17 protein-coding genes are annotated in these 15,518 nt (G+C 74.6%); 13 read left to right on the top strand and 4 right to left on the bottom strand.

What is annotated here, in order from left to right; genetic code table 11:
- The first annotated feature begins 2 nt into the window (after nt 1-2).
- From ACH499_RS27525 to ACH499_RS27515, 3 genes are read left to right on the top strand one after another with little or no spacing between them, the layout of a single operon-like run.
- Nucleotides 3-1,418 (top strand): rhodanese-like domain-containing protein, encoded by a 1,416-nt coding sequence (locus ACH499_RS27525; protein ID WP_399019054.1) that lies wholly within the window; start codon nt 3-5, stop codon nt 1,416-1,418.
- Entirely contained in the window at nt 1,415-2,164 is a 750-nt protein-coding gene (locus ACH499_RS27520) for a sulfite exporter TauE/SafE family protein (protein ID WP_399019052.1), read from the top strand. Before ACH499_RS27525 ends, ACH499_RS27520 begins: the two co-directional genes overlap by 4 nt.
- 47 nt (nt 2,165-2,211) lie before the next feature.
- Nucleotides 2,212-2,784, top strand: coding sequence for a rhodanese-like domain-containing protein (locus ACH499_RS27515; protein WP_399019050.1), 573 nt, complete (start codon nt 2,212-2,214; stop codon nt 2,782-2,784).
- An 18-nt stretch (nt 2,785-2,802) separates the two neighbouring features.
- On the opposite strand, the gene ACH499_RS27510 is transcribed toward ACH499_RS27515, so the two are convergent.
- Nucleotides 2,803-3,216: a hypothetical protein gene (locus ACH499_RS27510; protein ID WP_399019048.1), complete on the bottom strand. Its 414-nt coding sequence runs from the start codon at nt 3,214-3,216 to the stop codon at nt 2,803-2,805.
- Between the two features lie 95 nt (nt 3,217-3,311).
- Nucleotides 3,312-5,027, bottom strand: coding sequence for an FAD-dependent monooxygenase (locus ACH499_RS27505; RefSeq protein ID WP_356201713.1), 1,716 nt, complete (start codon nt 5,025-5,027; stop codon nt 3,312-3,314).
- Between the two features lie 264 nt (nt 5,028-5,291).
- On the opposite strand from ACH499_RS27505, the gene ACH499_RS27500 reads away from it, so the two are divergent.
- The 8 genes from ACH499_RS27500 to ACH499_RS27465 all read left to right on the top strand — a co-directional run bounded on the left by ACH499_RS27500 (nt 5,292) and on the right by ACH499_RS27465 (nt 11,960).
- Nucleotides 5,292-6,494: a SchA/CurD-like domain-containing protein gene (locus ACH499_RS27500; protein WP_356201714.1), complete on the top strand. Its 1,203-nt coding sequence runs from the start codon at nt 5,292-5,294 to the stop codon at nt 6,492-6,494.
- 82 nt (nt 6,495-6,576) lie between these two features.
- Nucleotides 6,577-7,044: a cupin domain-containing protein gene (locus tag ACH499_RS27495; RefSeq protein ID WP_356201716.1), complete on the top strand. Its 468-nt coding sequence runs from the start codon at nt 6,577-6,579 to the stop codon at nt 7,042-7,044.
- Complete coding sequence (locus ACH499_RS27490; protein WP_399019044.1) at nt 7,041-8,324, top strand: beta-ketoacyl-[acyl-carrier-protein] synthase family protein; 1,284 nt, start codon at nt 7,041-7,043, stop codon at nt 8,322-8,324. Before ACH499_RS27495 ends, ACH499_RS27490 begins: the two co-directional genes overlap by 4 nt.
- Entirely contained in the window at nt 8,321-9,574 is a 1,254-nt protein-coding gene (locus tag ACH499_RS27485) for a ketosynthase chain-length factor (RefSeq protein ID WP_356201719.1), read from the top strand. The genes ACH499_RS27490 and ACH499_RS27485 overlap by 4 nt, the downstream gene beginning before the upstream one ends.
- 84 nt (nt 9,575-9,658) lie before the next feature.
- Nucleotides 9,659-9,928 (top strand): acyl carrier protein, encoded by a 270-nt coding sequence (locus ACH499_RS27480; protein WP_356201721.1) that lies wholly within the window; start codon nt 9,659-9,661, stop codon nt 9,926-9,928.
- Nucleotide 9,929: 1 nt separating this feature from the next.
- A complete protein-coding gene (locus tag ACH499_RS27475) occupies nt 9,930-10,409 on the top strand; it encodes an SRPBCC family protein (RefSeq protein ID WP_356201723.1) in 480 nt (159 codons plus the stop codon).
- Between the two features lie 40 nt (nt 10,410-10,449).
- The gene (locus ACH499_RS27470) at nt 10,450-10,785 is read left to right on the top strand and encodes a TcmI family type II polyketide cyclase (protein ID WP_356201725.1); all 336 of its coding nucleotides are present in this window, start codon (nt 10,450-10,452) and stop codon (nt 10,783-10,785) included.
- Between the two features lie 545 nt (nt 10,786-11,330).
- On the top strand, nt 11,331-11,960 hold the full coding sequence (locus ACH499_RS27465; protein WP_356201727.1) for a hypothetical protein: 630 nt from the start codon (nt 11,331-11,333) through the stop codon (nt 11,958-11,960).
- Between the two features lie 28 nt (nt 11,961-11,988).
- Here the strand turns inward: ACH499_RS27465 and ACH499_RS27460 are convergent, their stop codons facing one another.
- The gene (locus ACH499_RS27460) at nt 11,989-13,035 is read right to left on the bottom strand and encodes a Ku protein (RefSeq protein WP_399019042.1); all 1,047 of its coding nucleotides are present in this window, start codon (nt 13,033-13,035) and stop codon (nt 11,989-11,991) included.
- 67 nt (nt 13,036-13,102) lie between these two features.
- On the opposite strand from ACH499_RS27460, the gene ligD reads away from it, so the two are divergent.
- Nucleotides 13,103-13,984 (top strand): non-homologous end-joining DNA ligase, encoded by an 882-nt coding sequence (gene ligD / locus ACH499_RS27455; RefSeq protein ID WP_356201729.1) that lies wholly within the window; start codon nt 13,103-13,105, stop codon nt 13,982-13,984.
- Between the two features lie 43 nt (nt 13,985-14,027).
- Here the strand turns inward: ligD and ACH499_RS27450 are convergent, their stop codons facing one another.
- The gene (locus tag ACH499_RS27450) at nt 14,028-14,825 is read right to left on the bottom strand and encodes an NERD domain-containing protein (protein WP_356201731.1); all 798 of its coding nucleotides are present in this window, start codon (nt 14,823-14,825) and stop codon (nt 14,028-14,030) included.
- A gap of 122 nt (nt 14,826-14,947) precedes the next feature.
- Between ACH499_RS27450 and ACH499_RS27445 the strand changes: the two genes are divergently transcribed.
- On the top strand, nt 14,948-15,439 hold the full coding sequence (locus tag ACH499_RS27445; RefSeq protein ID WP_399019039.1) for a dual specificity protein phosphatase family protein: 492 nt from the start codon (nt 14,948-14,950) through the stop codon (nt 15,437-15,439).
- Nucleotides 15,440-15,518: the final 79 nt, after the last annotated feature.

Here is a 15,518-nt window from a genome sequence, read left to right as displayed (position 1 = left end):
CGATGTTCTTCGTCGACACCCTCGAGCTGGAGGGGCTCGGCAACCGTTCCTACCTGGCCGGCGGCGCGCGGTCCGCGGTCGTCGTGGATCCGCCGCGCGACATCGACCGGGTCCTCGCGACGGCCGCGCGGCGCGGGGTGCGGATCTCCCACGTGGTGGAGACGCACGTCCACAACGACTACGTCAGCGGTGGTCTGGAACTGGCCCGGGTGACGGGTGCCGTGTACCTGGTGCCGGCCGGGGCCGACGTGGCGTTCGCCCGGGTGCCCGTGGCCGACGGCGACACCGTCGCGGTCGACGACGGGGTGGAGCTGCGGGCGGTGGCCACCCCCGGGCACACCCCGCACCACACCTCCTACGTCCTGCTGGAGGGGGGCGTGCCCGTGGTGGCGTTCACCGGCGGTTCGCTGCTGATCGGCACGGTGGGGCGTCCCGACCTGGTGGAGCCCCGGCTGACCGGGGAACTCGCCCGCGCCCAGCACACCTCCGCGCACCGCCTGGCCGCCGAGCTGCCGGACGAGACTTCCGTGCTGCCGACGCACGGCTTCGGAAGCTTCTGCTCCTCCGCGCAGGCCGAGGGGGACGCCAGCACGATAGGCCGGGAGAAGGCCGTCAACGCGGCGCTCACCGAGGACGTCGACTCCTTCGTGGCCCGGCTGCTGGCCGGGCTGGACGACATACCCGCGTACTACACGCACATGGGCCCGGCCAACGCCCGCGGCCCCGCCCCCGTGGACCTGACCCCGCCCGCCGTCGCCGGTGCCGAGGAGATCGCCGCCCGGCTGGCGGCCGGTGAGTGGGTCGTCGACCTGCGCAACCGGGTCGCGTTCGCCGAGGGGCACGTCGCCGGCTCGTTCAACTTCGAGGCGGACGGCAAGCTCGCCACGTACCTCGCCTGGATGATCCCGTGGGGCAAGCCGGTCACCCTGCTCGCCGACTCCCCGGAGCAACTGGCCGACGCCCAGCGCGAGCTGGTCCGGGTCGGCGTCGACCGGCCCGCGGGCGCCGCGACGGGGACGCCCGAGGACTGGGTGACCGAGGGCGCGCGGCCGGTGTCCTTCCCGAGGTCGACCTTCGCCGGGCTGGCCGGGCGCGGGGCGGACGACGTGGTCGTCCTCGACGTACGGCGTCGCTCCGAGCGGGCCGCCGGGTACGTCGCCGGCTCCGTGCACATCCCCGTGCACGAGCTGCACGGACGGCTGGGCGAGGTGCCGGACGGCACCGTGTGGGTGCACTGCGCGGGCGGGATGCGGGCCGCGATCGCCGCGTCCCTCCTGCACGCCGCGGGACGGGACGTCGTCGCCGTCGACGACGGTTTCGACGCCGCCGTCGCCGCCGGGCTGACGGTGACCGGGCGTGCCGACGGGGACGAGCAGGCCGAGCAGGCCGAGCAGGGCGGACGGTCCCACCGCGCATGACCGCACTGATCGCCGCGCTTCTCGCCGGTGCCGTCGTCGGCCTGGCGCTGGGCGGGCTCGGCGGGGGCGGCAGCGTCCTCGCCGTGCCGGCACTGATCTACCTGCTCGGCTTCGCCCCGGCCGACGCGACCACCGCCGCCCTCGTCATCGTCACCCTCACCTCCGTCACGGCGCTGAGCGCACACGCCCGGGACGGCAACGTCGCCTGGCGCACCGGGCTGCTGTTCGCCGCCGCGGGCGTCGTGCCCGCGATGCTCGCCGGGACCCTGGCCGACCGGGTCCCCGCGGCCGTACTGGTCCTGGCCTTCTCCGTCGTCGCCGCGCTGGCGGCGCTGCGGATGCTGCGCACGCCCCGGCGGACCGGGCCGGACGGTCCCGTCCGGCCCGCGAAGGCCGGTGCCGCCGGGGCCGGGCTCGGTGCGGTCACCGGGTTCCTGGGCGTGGGCGGCGGCTTCCTCGCCGTACCGGCGCTGGTGGGCGTGCTGGGACTGGCCATGCGCCGGGCCGTCGGTACGAGCCTGCTGGTCATCACGGTCAACTCCCTGGCCGCGCTGGGCGCGCGGGCGGGCACCGGGATGCACCTGGACTGGGCCGTCGTCGGCCCCTTCACCGCGGCCGCGGTGCTCGGCGCCTGGGACGGCAGACGCCTGGCGGCGAAGCTCCGGGGCACGACGCTGCAGACCCTCTTCGCCTACGTGCTGCTCGCCGTGGCGCTCTTCATGCTCGCCGACGCGCTCGTCCCCTGAGCGGCCACGACGGCACGACCCCCTCCACCGAAAGGATCTCCTCACCCATGACCACCCCCACCACCGTCGACCCCCGTCAGGCCCACTCGCGCCTGCACGAATTCACCGTCGTCGACGTCCGCACCCCCGGCGAGTACGCCGGCGGTCATCTGCCCGGCGCCCTCAACGTGCCGCTGGACCAGCTCCGGCGTGCCCTGCCCGCGCTGCGTGCCGCCGCCGCGCGCGGGGACGTGCTCGTCGTCTGCGCGTCGGGCAACCGCTCCGCGAACGCCTGCGGTGTCCTCGCCGAGCACGGCATCCGCGCCGCGACCCTCGTCGGAGGCACCGGCGCCTGGTCCGCGCAGGGGCACCCGCTCGACCGTCCCTCGGGCGGTGCCAAGGCCGGCTGGGCCATGGAGCGCCAGGTCCGGTTCACCGCCGGGACGCTCGTCCTGCTCGGGCTGGTGCTCGGCCTGGTCGTGCACCCGGCCTTCCTGGTGCTGTCGGCGGGCGTCGCGGGAGGGCTGGTCTTCTCCGCGCTCACCAACACCTGCGGCATGGCCGCCGTGCTGGCGCGGCTCCCGCACAACCGGCCCCGGGGCGCGGACCTCGAGGCCACGCTGGCCCGGCTGCGCGGCTGACGGGCCCCGGGCCCGGTCTCATGCCCGGCGGAACACCACCACCAGGACGACCAGCAGCACGGTCGCGCCCGCGCTCATGCCGTGCGCGACCACGCCGGCCAGCGGGAAGTGACGCTCCGCCGTGCCGGTGTGCTGGGAGTGGCGGCCGGAGCTGGGCAGCCAGCGCAGCAGCATCATGAAGCCGAGCGCGGCGACGACCAGGACGGCGCCGCAGGCCGCCCAGGCCGTGCTCCGTATGCCGCCCAGCAGATAGACCGACCAGGCGGCCAGTCCGGCGACGGCCAGCGACACATGGCCGATCACCAGCCACAGCGGCAGCCGCGTCACGCCGGGCTCGCGCTGGCGCAGGCCGCCGTGTCGGATCCAGACGGTGGCGAGGTGGGCGCCCAGGGCCGCGGTCAGCAGCCAGGCGCCCAGGACGACCGTGTCCAATGTTCCGTTCCCCCTGCCCGATGACGGCGCGCTGTGTCTCAGCTGACCCAGCACAGCGCACCCGGCGGGGGCGGACCGGACGTCCATTCAAGGATTCACCCGTTGGCGTGAACCAGGGCGCTCGGGTCTGGCACTTCGCTGTCGGAGGTGTCAGGCAGCGACAGGACCGACGACAGCACCTGGCGCAGCGTCGCCACGGGGTCGGGCGCCGGTCCCGGGGCCCGCCACGCGACGAAGCCGTCGGGGCGCACCAGGACCGCCCCGCCGCGCGTCACGCCGTGGGCCTTCGCCCAGTCGGTGTCGTCGTCCTCCGGCAGCAGGTCGGCGTCGGGGGTCTTGCCCACCCGGTACGCCGTCAGCGGCAGCCGCATCTCGTCGGCCAGCCGTGTCGCCGCCTCGTGCCAGCCGCTGGGCTCCGTGGCGTCGCTGAGCAGGACGAGTCCGCGCTCGTAGAGGTCGAGGGTGGAGACCCGGTCGTCGCCGCGGCGCAGCCACAGGTGGGGTGCCCGGCTGCCGGGTTCACCGCGCAGGGCGAGTTCCTCCGGGACGACGGGGGTCGCCGGGTCGGCGCCGACGACCGCGCCCTGGGGGTAGCGGTAGCCGAGGGCGACGTTGAGGATGCCGCGCTGCGGGCCGCCGCCTCCCGCGGCCGGGGGCGGGGCGAAGCCGGGGTGGCTGTGCTCGGCGGAGCGGGCGGCGGCGCGGGCGCTGGTGGCCTCGGCGACCGGGCGGCGTTCGGCGTCGTAGCTGTCCAGCAGGCCGTCGCCCGCCCAGCCGCCGAGCACGGCGGCCAGCTTCCAGGCGAGGTTGTGGGCGTCCTGGATACCGGTGTTGGAGCCGAAGGCGCCGGTGGGGGACATCTCGTGCGCCGAGTCGCCGGCGAGCAGGACGCGGCCCGCGCGGTAGCTGCGGGCGACGCGCTGGGCGGCGTGCCAGGGGGCCTTGCCGGTGATCTCGACGTCGAGGTCGGCGTCGCCGACGGCGCGGCGGATGTGGGCCGCGCAGCGCTCGTCGGTGAAGTCCTCCAGCGTTTCGCCGTCCTCCGGGTGCCAGGGGGCGTGGAAGACCCAGTTCTCCGTGTTGTCCACCGGGAGCAGGGCACCGTCCGCGTCGGGGGCCGTGAGATAGCAGACGATGAAGCGGCGGTCGCCGACGAGGTCGGCGAGGCGGCGGGAGCGGAAGGTGATGCTGATGTTGTGGAAGAGGTCGCCGGGGCCGCTCTGTCCGATGCCGAGGTGTTCGCGGACGGGACTGCGGGGTCCGTCGGCGGCCACCAGATAGTCCGCGTGGATGGTGGTGTGCTCGCCGGTCTCCCGGTTCTTCACGATCGCGGTGACTCCGTCCTCGCCCGCGTCGAAGGACAGCATCTCCGTGCCGAAGCGCAGGTCGCCGCCGAGCCTGCGGGCGTGCTGGAGCAGTTCGGGCTCCAGGTCGTTCTGGCTGCACAAGCACCAGCCGCTGGGGCTGAAGCGGGCCAGTCCGTTGCCCGGGTCGATCTGCTTGAACAGCCACTCCCCCGCGTCGCCGGCCAGCGTGGGCGTCTGCAGGATGCCGTGGTTGTCGGCCAGCGTGGCGGCGGCCCGGCGGATGTCCGGCTCGGTGCCCGAGACGCGGAACAGCTCCATCGTGCGGACGTTGTTGCCGCGCCCGCGGGGGTGGATGGAGGTGCCGGCGTGCCGCTCGACCAGGGTGTGCCTGACGCCCAGCCGGCCCAGGAACACCGAGGTCGACAGGCCGACCAGGGACCCTCCGACGATCAGCACCGGGACGCGGTGGACCCCGGTTCCCGATCGATCGGCTCTTTCGTTCATCGCTCGTTCCTCCGTTGCGTCGGGCCCGGGCGGGGCCGTCGTCGTGTGGCAGGTCCCGTGTCGTAAGGGCCGGGGCCTTCATCCATGCCCCGTGAGGCCCGTGGCGTCTCGGGCTTCACCCGCTTGTCCCGCCTGGTTCGCGCACCCCGGGGGCACGGCCCACGATCGTGCTTACGCGACCGGCGCAACCCGCCGCACACGGCGCACCGCGACGGTCGTACTCCCCCAGTCCACGAGGAAGTTCCCGGGAAAGAGGTGGGCCGGATGACGGTCTCTCCCGTCGTGTCGTCGGATTCCGGATCGACGGACGCCGTAGCCGTCGACGCCACGGAGGCGGGCGGCGTCTCGATATCCGCGTTCGACGGATCCCGCGTCAGGGTCGTGCTGATGCTGGACATCCACGACGGAATGCAGCAGGAGTTCCTCCAGGCCTACGAGCGCATCCGCCACCGGGTCGCCGCGGTGCCGGGACATGTGAGCGACCAGCTCTGCCAGTCCCTGGAGAACCCCACCCAGTGGCTGCTCACCAGCGAGTGGGAGAGCGCGGCGCCCTTCCTGGCCTGGGTGAACAGCGACGAGCACCTGTCGACCGTCGAGCCGCTGCAGGACTGCGTCCGCGACACCCGCTCCCTGCGCTACAGCGTGCTGCGGGAGACCCTCGCCGAGGGTGCCGCCCCCTCCGCCGCGTCCGGTGAGGCGCTGCGGGGCGCTCCCCGGGTCGGGGGCAACGTCGTGCGGCACGCGCTGACGTTCACCGTACGGCCGGGCAGCGAGGCGAAGGTCGCCGAGCTGCTGTCCTCCTACGAGTCGCCCGACGCCCGGGTCGACGAGGCCACCCGGCTGCTGCGCACCTCGCTGTTCATGCACGGCAACCGGATCGTGCGGGCGGTGGAGGTGCGGGGCGATCTGCAGAGCGCGCTGCGGCACGTGGCCCGGCAGCCGGGGGTGCGGGCCGTCGAACAGGCCCTCAACCCGTACCTGGAGCAGGACCGCGATCTGGACGACCCGCATTCCGCCCGCCGGTTCTTCACGCTGGCCGCCATGCCGGCCGTCCACCACGTCGCTTCGGCGACCGGGGCCGAGGCGCGTCCGCAGCGGTGCGCGCTGCTCTACCCGGTCCGGGCGGGCGCGGGTCCCGAACTGGCCCGGCTGCTGGCCCGGCAGGACGCGTCCGCCGTCTACACCCCCGACGGCCCGGTCCTGGCCGCCACCGTCTTCCACCGCGACGACCTGGTCGTGCGGCTGGTCGACGTGGCCGGTGACCCGGACGAGGAGCCCGCGTTCGTCCTGGGCCTGCACGACCGTGCCGGTTCCTCCGACGCGGCCGGGATCGCGGTGGCCGAGCGGCTGCTGGACACCGCCGCCGTCGGCATCGACGGACCCCTGTCCGATGCCGGCACCCTGTCGCGGCTGCTCGCGCGGGCGCGCATGACACCGCTGACCGACCGGCGTTCGCTCCCCTCCTGACCCGTCGGCGCGCACCGGCCCGGCACCGGGCCGCGCGTTCCGGCCCTTCCCACCGAACTTCCGTCCTTCCGGAGTGACCGACATGACAGACCAGCAGGTACGCATCGTCTCCCTCACCGACATCGCGCCCAACACGCGCCGCGGCGGGGACCTCCGCGCCCTTCTCACGCCCACCACCGCCGGGTCGACCAGCGGCTTCATGGGCGTGGCCATCGTGCAGCCCGGCGACCGCATCGCCGAGCACTACCACCCGTACTCCGAGGAGTTCGTGTACGTCACGGACGGCACCCTGGAGGTGGACCTGGACGGCACCCCGCACACCCTCTCCGTGGGGCAGGGGCTGCTGATCCCGCAGAACATGCGCCACCGCTTCCGCAACACCGGCGCCGTCGAGGCGCGCCTCGTCTTCCACCTGGGGCCGCTGGCCCCGCGGCCGGAGCTCGGGCACGTCGACACGGAGGACGCGGCGGGCAACGCCCTGCCGCACGAGGGCCACGCGGGGTGCGCCGGGCACGAGCGCCCCGCCGCGACGGCCGAGGCGGTGTCATGACGCGGCGACGGGTCGCGGTCACGGGCATAGGCGTCGTCGCCCCCGGCGGGATCGGCGTGCCGCAGTTCTGGGGCCTGTTGTCCGACGGCCGTACGGCGACGCGGCGCATCTCCCTGTTCGACCCGGCCGGTCTGCGCTCGCAGATCGCCGCCGAGTGCGACTTCGATCCCGCCGCGCACGGGCTGGACCTGGCCACCGCGCAACGCAGCGACCGTTACGTGCAGTTCGCGCTCGTCGCCGCCGCCGAGGCGGTGCGGGACGCGGAGCTGGACATGGGCCGGCTCGACCCGTGGCGGGCGGGGGCCACGCTGGGCACCGCGGTCGGCGGCACCACCCGGCTGGAGCACGACTACGTCCTGGTCAGCGAGCGCGGCTCGCGGTGGGACGTGGACGAGCGGCGGGCCGAGCCGCATCTGGAGCGGGCCTTCACCCCGGCGACCCTCTCGTCCGCCGTGGCCGAGGAGTTCGGCGTGCACGGGCCGGTGCAGACCGTGTCCACCGGGTGCACCTCCGGTCTGGACGCGGTGGGGTACGCCTTCCACGCCATCGCCGAGGGACGTGTCGACGTGTGCCTGGCCGGCGCGGCGGACTCACCGATATCGCCGATCACCATGGCGTGCTTCGACGCCATCAAGGCGACCTCGCCGAACAACGACGACCCGGCGCACGCCTCCCGGCCCTTCGACGCGGACCGCAACGGTTTCGTCATGGGCGAGGGCGCGGCGGTGCTCGTCCTGGAGGACCTGGAGCACGCCCGGGCGCGCGGCGCGGACGTGTACTGCGAGATCTCCGGCTACGCCACGTTCGGCAACGCCTACCACATGACCGGGCTCACCAAGGAGGGCCTGGAGATGGCGCGGGCGATCGACACCGCGCTCGACATGGCCCGGGTGGACGGGTCCGAGGTCGATTACGTCAACGCGCACGGCTCCGGCACCCAGCAGAACGACCGGCACGAGACGGCGGCGGTCAAGCGGTCGCTGGGCGAGCACGCCTACGCGACCCCGATGAGCTCCATCAAGTCCATGGTGGGCCACTCGCTGGGCGCGATCGGCTCGATAGAGCTGGCCGCGTGCGTGCTGGCGATGCACCACCAGGTGGTGCCGCCCACCGCCAACTACACGACGCCCGACCCCGAGTGCGACCTGGACTACGTCCCGCGCGAGGCCCGGGAGCGTTCGCTCCGGCACGTGCTGTCGGTGGGCAGCGGCTTCGGCGGCTTCCAGTCCGCCGTCGTACTCAGCGGTTCTGGCTCCGGTTCGGAAGGAGGGCCGCGATGAGCGGAGAACAACGGCCCCGGCGCGCGGTCGTCACCGGCCTCGGTGTGGTCTCCCCGCACGGCGTCGGGGCGGAGGCCCACTGGAAGGCCGTCGCGGACGGCACCAGCAGCCTCGGTCCCGTCACCCGGGAGGGCTGCGGGGACCTGCCGCTGAAGGTGGCGGGCGAGGTGCGCGGTTTCGACCCGTCGGAGGTGATCGAGGCGCGGTACCTCGTCCAGACCGACCGGTTCACGCACTTCGCCATGACCGCCGCGCAACTCGCCCTCGACGACGCGCGGTTCGGGCGCGGGGACATGGAGTCCCCGTACTCGGTCGGCGTGGTCACCGCGGCGGGTTCGGGCGGCGGCGAGTTCGGGCAGCGGGAGCTGCAGAACCTGTGGGGCCAGGGGTCGCGATTCGTCGGCCCGTACCAGTCGATCGCCTGGTTCTACGCGGCCAGCACCGGCCAGATCTCCATCAGCAACGACTTCAAGGGCCCCTGCGGAGTCGTGGCCGCCGACGAGGCGGGCGGTCTGGACGCCCTGGCGCACGCGGCGCTGGCCGTGCGGGGCGGCACCGACACGGTGGTGTGCGGGGCGACGGAGGCGCCGCTCGCCCCGTACTCGATCGTCTGCCAGCTCGGTTACCCGGAGCTGAGCCGGTCCGCCGAACCGGACCGCGCCTACCGGCCGTTCACCCAGGCGGCCTGCGGTTTCGCGCCGGCCGAGGGCGGGGCCGTTCTCCTGGTGGAGGCGGAGGAGGCGGCGCGCGAGCGCGGCGCCGAGGTACGGGCGACGGTGGCCGGGCACGCGGCGACCTTCACCGGCGCCTCCCGCTGGGAGGAGTCGCGGGCCGGGCTGGCGCGGGCCATCGAGGGCGCGCTGGCGGAGGCCGGCTGCCGGCCCGAGGAGGTGGACGTGGTCTTCGCGGACGCCCTCGGGGTGCCGGAGGCGGACCGGGCCGAGGCCCTCGCCCTCGCCGACGCCCTCGGGCCGCACGCGCGGCGGGTGCCGGTGACCGCGCCCAAGACCGGGACCGGGCGGGCGTACTGCGCGGCGCCGGTGCTGGACGTGGCCACGGCGGTGCTCGCCATGGAGCACGGGCTGATCCCGCCCACGCCGAACGTGTTCGACGTCTGCCACGACCTGGACCTGGTGGCGGGGCGGGCCCGTCCCGCCGAGCCGCGCACCGCCCTGGTCCTCGGCCGGGGACTGATGGGCTCCAACTCGGCCCTGGTCCTGCGGCAGGGCGCCGGCCCGTCCGCGAGCTGAGTCCCCTCTTCCGTCCGAGCCATCACCCATCCGAGCGGCGCCGGCCCCCGGCGCCCGCCGATCCGAGTGAAGGAGCACCTTCGCATGAGCGAGCAAGTGGACTACCAGGTGACCGTCGAAGAGCTGTCGGCGCTGATGAAGCGGACCGCCGGTGTGCACGTCGACCCGGTCACCCTCCAGCAGCAGGCCGACGCCGGTTTCGACACGTTCGGCCTGGACTCCCTCGGCCTGCTGGGCATCGTGGCCGAGCTGGAGAAGCGGTACGGGCTGGGTCTGCCGGAGCAGGCCGAGCGCTGCAAGACGCCCGCGGATTTCCTCGCGCTGATCAACGGCGCACTGAAGACGGGAGTGTGACATGGCAGGGCACACCGACAACGAGATCACCATCGCCGCGCCGATGCCGCTGGTCTGGGACATGACCAACGACATCGAGAACTGGCCCCGGCTGTTCAGCGAGTACGCGTCCGTGGACGTCCTCGAGCGCGACGGCGACCGGGTCACCTTCCGGCTCACCATGCACCCGGACGAGGAGGGCCGGGTGTGGAGCTGGGTGTCGGAGCGCGTCGCCGACCCGGTGACCCGCACCGTCCGCGCCCACCGGGTCGAGACCGGCCCCTTCGAGTACATGAACATCGTCTGGGAGTACACCGAGACCGCCCGGGGCACGCGGATGCGCTGGGTCCAGGACTTCGCGATGAAGCCGGACGCGCCGGTCGACGACGCGGGGATGACGGACAACATCAACCGCAACTCCCGTACGCAGATGGAGCTGATCCGGGACCGGATCGAACAGGCCGCGGGCGAGCGGCGGACCGCCGCGGCGCTCGCCGACTGACCCGCCGAGCCGACTGGCTCCGACGAAGGGCGTCTCCCCCATGCACCACACCCTGATCGTCGCCCGGATGGCTCCGGGCGCGGCACCGGACATCGCGAAGGTGTTCGCCGAGTCCGACCGCGGCGAGCTGCCGCACCTGGTGGGCGTCAACCGGCGCAGGCTCTTCGAGTTCGGTGACGGCGTGTACCTGCACCTCATCGAGAGCGACGAGGACCCGGCCCCCACCATCGGCGCTCTGACCGGGCATCCGGAGTTCCGGCAGGTCAGCGAGCGGCTCGAGCCGTACGTCTCGGCGTACGACCCGGCGACCTGGCGCAGCCCCAAGGACGCGATGGCCCGCTGCTTCTACACCTGGGACCGGAGCACCGCCGGCTGAACGCCGGTGCGCCGCCCGCGCTGCGCCGGGGCCGCCCGCCGTGAGGGGGCGGCCCCGGCGCGTGCGTACGCGGGGCGCCGATCGATCCGGCCGCGGCGTGTTCGACTCCTCGGCGGTCCGCACGTGCGGGTGACGCACGGCCAGTCCTCCCCGTCGTCGCGGAGAACCGGGCGGCCACCGGGAACACGCTCGTGCGGCGGCTCACCGGCCCGGCCGACGGCACCGTCCCGGAGGCCACGGGGCTGTTCGCGTACGACCCGGGTCACCTTCCGGCAGACGGGTCCGGCGAAGCCGCCGAGGGAGCGGGTGGCCCCGCCGCCGCCCCGGCCGGGCGAGCGGGTGCTCGTGCCCGAACCGCGTCCGGACCTGGACGTCGTCACGGCCACCCGGGCGCCGAGCCCCTGACGGGCTGCGGGGGAACGCGGCGGCGTCCGTGCGCGTCCATAGGGGTGGCGGGGAAGGGCGGCGAGGCGTCGTCCCTCGCGGCGGGGCGGGTCATACCGTTCGTACGGGTCGTACGGGTACGGGACGGAAGTAGGGGGAGCATGAGCGCATCGGGACCACAGGAGCCGGACGGCACGCCGCCGGTGCCCGAGGAGATCTGGCGCAGGTTCCTCACGGACGACGAACGGGCCATCCGCGCCACCGCCCCGCGGGAGCCGTCCGCCCGGGAGCGGGCACGGGGCGCGCGTCCGGGGTCGTCGGTCTCGGGGTCCGGTGCCGAGGGAGAGGCGGCGCCCGGCGCGGGGCCGGACATGGCTGATGCGCCCGGCGCGGGACCGGGCGCGGGCGGCGGGCCCGCGGGTGGCGGCTTCGCGCGTGCGGCGGAGCGGCCCGTGGACGCCGTCGGGGAGCTGTGGCACCCGCGGGAGCCGTGGGGCGGGCCGGTGTGGCGGGAGCTGGACGCGCGGGCCCGGCTGCGGCGGGTCGGCCGGGTGGCCGGCACCGCGGCCGCGGTGGCGCTCGCCCTGACGGCGTGGTCGCAGTCGTCCACCGGCCCCGGCACCCCGCCCGGCGGCCCCGGCGACACCATCGGCCGGCGCCTGGAGGAGACGGCCCTGCCGACCACCGCCCCACTCGCCCCCGGCGCCTCCGGGGCGGCGAGCCCCGCGGTCTTCGAGCCCGCACCGTCCGCGGCCCCCCGCACGGCGGCCTCCCCCGGCGCGATCGGCTGACCACCCGCCCCGTGCCCCTCGCGCGGGGTCAGGCGCTGCGCCGGCGGGACGCCGTCTTCTTCGCGGTGCTCTTGGCCGTCTTCTTGGCGGTGCTCTTCGCGGTGGTCCCGGCCTCCGTCTTCTTGGCGGTCCGCTCCGACGCCGTCTTCTTCGCGGCGGCCGTCTTCTTCGCCGCCGTCTTCCCGGCCGCCGTGGAGGTGGACTTCTTGCCGCCGGTCTCCTTGGGCGTCCGGGACGACGGGGTCTTGCGCCGCAGGGACCTGACGTCGGCCTCGCCGGCCGCCGCCTTCTCCTCCTCGCCCCGCGACTCGCGCGCCGCCCGCACGCTGTTCTCCAGTGCGGCCATCAGGTCCAGCACCTTGCCGGCCCGCGCCGGCTCGGGGCTCTCCGGGGGCGCCTCGCCGGCGGCCTTCGCCGCGATGACCTCCTCCAGCGCCTCGCGGTACTCGTCGTGCAGGTCGTCGAGGTCGATCTCCCCGAGCGTGTCCATCAGGGCGTCCGCGAGGTCCAGCTCCTGGTCGCGGACGGTGACCTTCGCGTCCGGCGCGACGCCTTCGGGGGCGCGCACCTCGTCCGGCCACAGCAGACCGTGCATCGCGATGGCGTCGCCGACCACCCGCAGCATGCCCAGACGCTCACGGCCCCGCAGGGCGTACTTGGCGATGGCGACCCGGTTGCTGCGCTTGAGCGCCTCGCGCAGCAGCGTGTACGGCTTGGCCGCGGGCGCGCCGCCGGCCGCGAGGTAGTACGCGGAGCCCATCTGGAGCGGGTCGATGCGCTCCTCGGGGACGAAGGCCACGATCTCGATGGTCCGCGCGGTCGGGATCGGCAGATGGGACAGGTCGTCGTCGGTGATGGGGATGATCGAGCCGTCCGCGTCCTCGTAGGCCTTGCCGATCTCGTCCTGGCCGACCTCGCGGTCCTCCAGCTCGCAGACCTTGCGGTAGCGGATCCGGCCGCCGTCCTCGGTGTGGATCTGGCGGAAGGAGATCGCGTGGCTCTCGGTCGCGTTCACCAGCTTGATCGGGATGCTGACCAGGCCGAAGGAGATGGCGCCGTTCCAGATGGACCTCACGTGCCGCACCTTTCCGCTCACCTGCCACGTCGGGCGGTTTGTCCGTGTTTCGTGCGATTCTCATCGTATGGCGCCTATCACGGAGGTGGAGGGGCGGCGGGTGGCCCTCAGCAACCTGGACAAGGTGCTGTATCCGGCGACCGGCCTCACCAAGGGCGAGCTGCTGCACTACTACGCGACGACCGCGGAGGTGCTGCTGCCGCATCTGCGGGACCGTGCGGTGTCGTTCCTGCGGTATCCCGACGGGCCGGACGGCCAGCTCTTCTTCACCAAGAACATCCCGCCGGGTACGCCCGACTGGGTCACGACCGCCGAGGTGCCCCGGTCGGAGGGGCCGGCCCGGATGGTGCTGGTGCAGGATCTGGCGAGCCTGATGTGGGCGGCCAATCTGGTGACCGAGTTCCACACCCACCAGTGGGTCGCGGACGACCCCGGCGAGGCCGACCGGCTGGTGTTCGACCTGGACCCCGGGCCGCCCGCCACCGTCGTCCAGTGCTGCGAGGTCGCCCTGTGGCTGCGGGACCGGCTGGCCGCCGACGGGGTCGAGGCGTACGCCAAGACGTCCGGGGCGAAGGGGCTGCACCTGCTGGCCGGGGTGCGCGGGTCGCCGTCCGAGCGGGTGTCGGAGTACGCGAAGGGCCTGGCCGTGGAGGCGGAGCGGGCCCTGCCGCGGCTGGTCGTGCACCGGATGACGCGCAGTCTGCGTCCGGGCAAAGTGTTCGTGGACTGGAGCCAGAACGCCGCCCGCAAGACGACCGCGGCGCCCTACACGGTGCGGGCCCGCGCCGTGCCCGCCGTCTCCACGCCGGTGACGTGGGAGGAGGTGTCCGCGTGCCGGCGGGCGGAGCAGCTCGTCTTCCTGGCGGAGGACGTCGGGCCCCGGGTGCAGGACCACGGCGACCTGCTGGCGCCGCTGTTCGACCGGCGCGCGGCGGCACGCCTGCCCTGACACGTCCCGTGACGCCCCGTCGGACGCGGGCCCTCGACGCCCCTCACACCCGCGTCCACGTGGTGCGGTCCCGGGCCGTGGCGTGCAGGGCCTCGACGTCCGCCGGCTTGAGCACTCCGCCCAGCCGGGCCAGGGCGGGCAGCTCCCCGGCCGTGACGACGCGGACCCCGCGCGGCGGCTCCGTGACCTCCACGCCGGCCGCGTCCACGGGGACCAGCACCGGGCGGACCTCCGCGGTCAGGGCGTGGGAGGCGCGGTCGGCGCAGGCGCGGACCCGGTGCAGTACGGGATCCGGGGCGCCGCGGCCCACGGCGACCGTCGGGCAGGCGACGCGCACCCGCTGCCCGCGGGCGGCCAGGACGTGGAGGGCGAAGAGGCCGCCGGGGCCGATCACCAGGTGGTGGATGAGGTCGCCGCCGGGCAGCGGGACCGAGTGCAGCGTGTGCCATCCCGCCGCCTCCAGCCGGTCGAGGGCCTCGCCGGTCGCCTGCTGGGCCGCCAGCTCCCGGCGGCGCGGGTCGCGGCGCAGCCGGTGCGCGGGGTGGCGGTCCAGGTCGACCAGGAGGGCCTCGCCGGGACGGTTGGGGGCGAGGTCGTCGTCGGGGTGGAGGGAGAGCCGGGCCAGTTCGGCGGGGGTGGGCACCGGGGGCGGTCCGACGGTGACCGGGCCGGACAGGAAGGGCCCGAGGGCTTCCAGCACCTCGGCCTCGCCGTCCTGGCTCAGCAGGTCGACCCGGGCGGCCTCACGGTCGTACCGGGCGACGGTGGCACCGTCCGCGCGGCAGACGTGGAGCCGCTCCCGGCCGCTCAGCCGGATCGGTACGACGCGCAGTCCGCTCATGCCGCATCACCCCACGACCATGGGAACAGGCGGGGTGCCGCGGGGCAAGAAGCGGGCTACCTTGGGAGCCGGAGCGGTGCAGGCCCTCGGGCGGAGGGGGAGGCGCGTTGCGTACCCGTGGCATGGGATCCGACGTACCGGCCCCGGGCAGGCCGTGGGACGAGATCGTGCCCGGACTGTGGATGGGCGGGCACGAGTTCAGGCGGCCGGGCGGACGGGTGGAGTTCGCCGTCGTGGGGGACGAGTTCGACCTGGTGCAGAGCCTGCTGCGGCTGCCCGGTCACGGCCCCGGCCCCGGTGTCGAGCACCAGGTGTGGCCGATCCCCGACGGGCCGCTGGACGGCACCCAGCTCGCGGGGGTGATCCGGCTGGCCCGGACCGCGGGCGAGGCGCTGGACGAGGGCCGCAGGGTCCTCGTGCGCTGCTACCACGGGTACAACCGCTCCGGGCTCGTGATCGCCCAGGTGCTGATGGGCCGGGGCCGTTCCGCCGAGGAGGCGATGCGGCTGATCAGAACCCGCCGCTCGCCGTGGGCGCTGCACAACGAGCTGTTCGCGGAGTACCTGCGGACCGGGCTGGACACCGCCCGGCTGCTCGAGGAACTGGCCGAGTAGCCCGGCGCCCGGGCGGGCAGGCAAGATGGACTCCCGTACGGACGAGGTGTGCGGGGCCTCCGTGACGATCACCGAACTC

The sequence above is a fragment of the Streptomyces sp. NPDC018947 genome (assembly GCF_044390505.1).
Taxonomy (GTDB): Bacteria; Actinomycetota; Actinomycetes; order Streptomycetales; family Streptomycetaceae; genus Streptomyces.
Note: the sequence above shows the minus strand (reverse complement) of the source record. Positions and strands in the feature narration are given on the sequence as shown.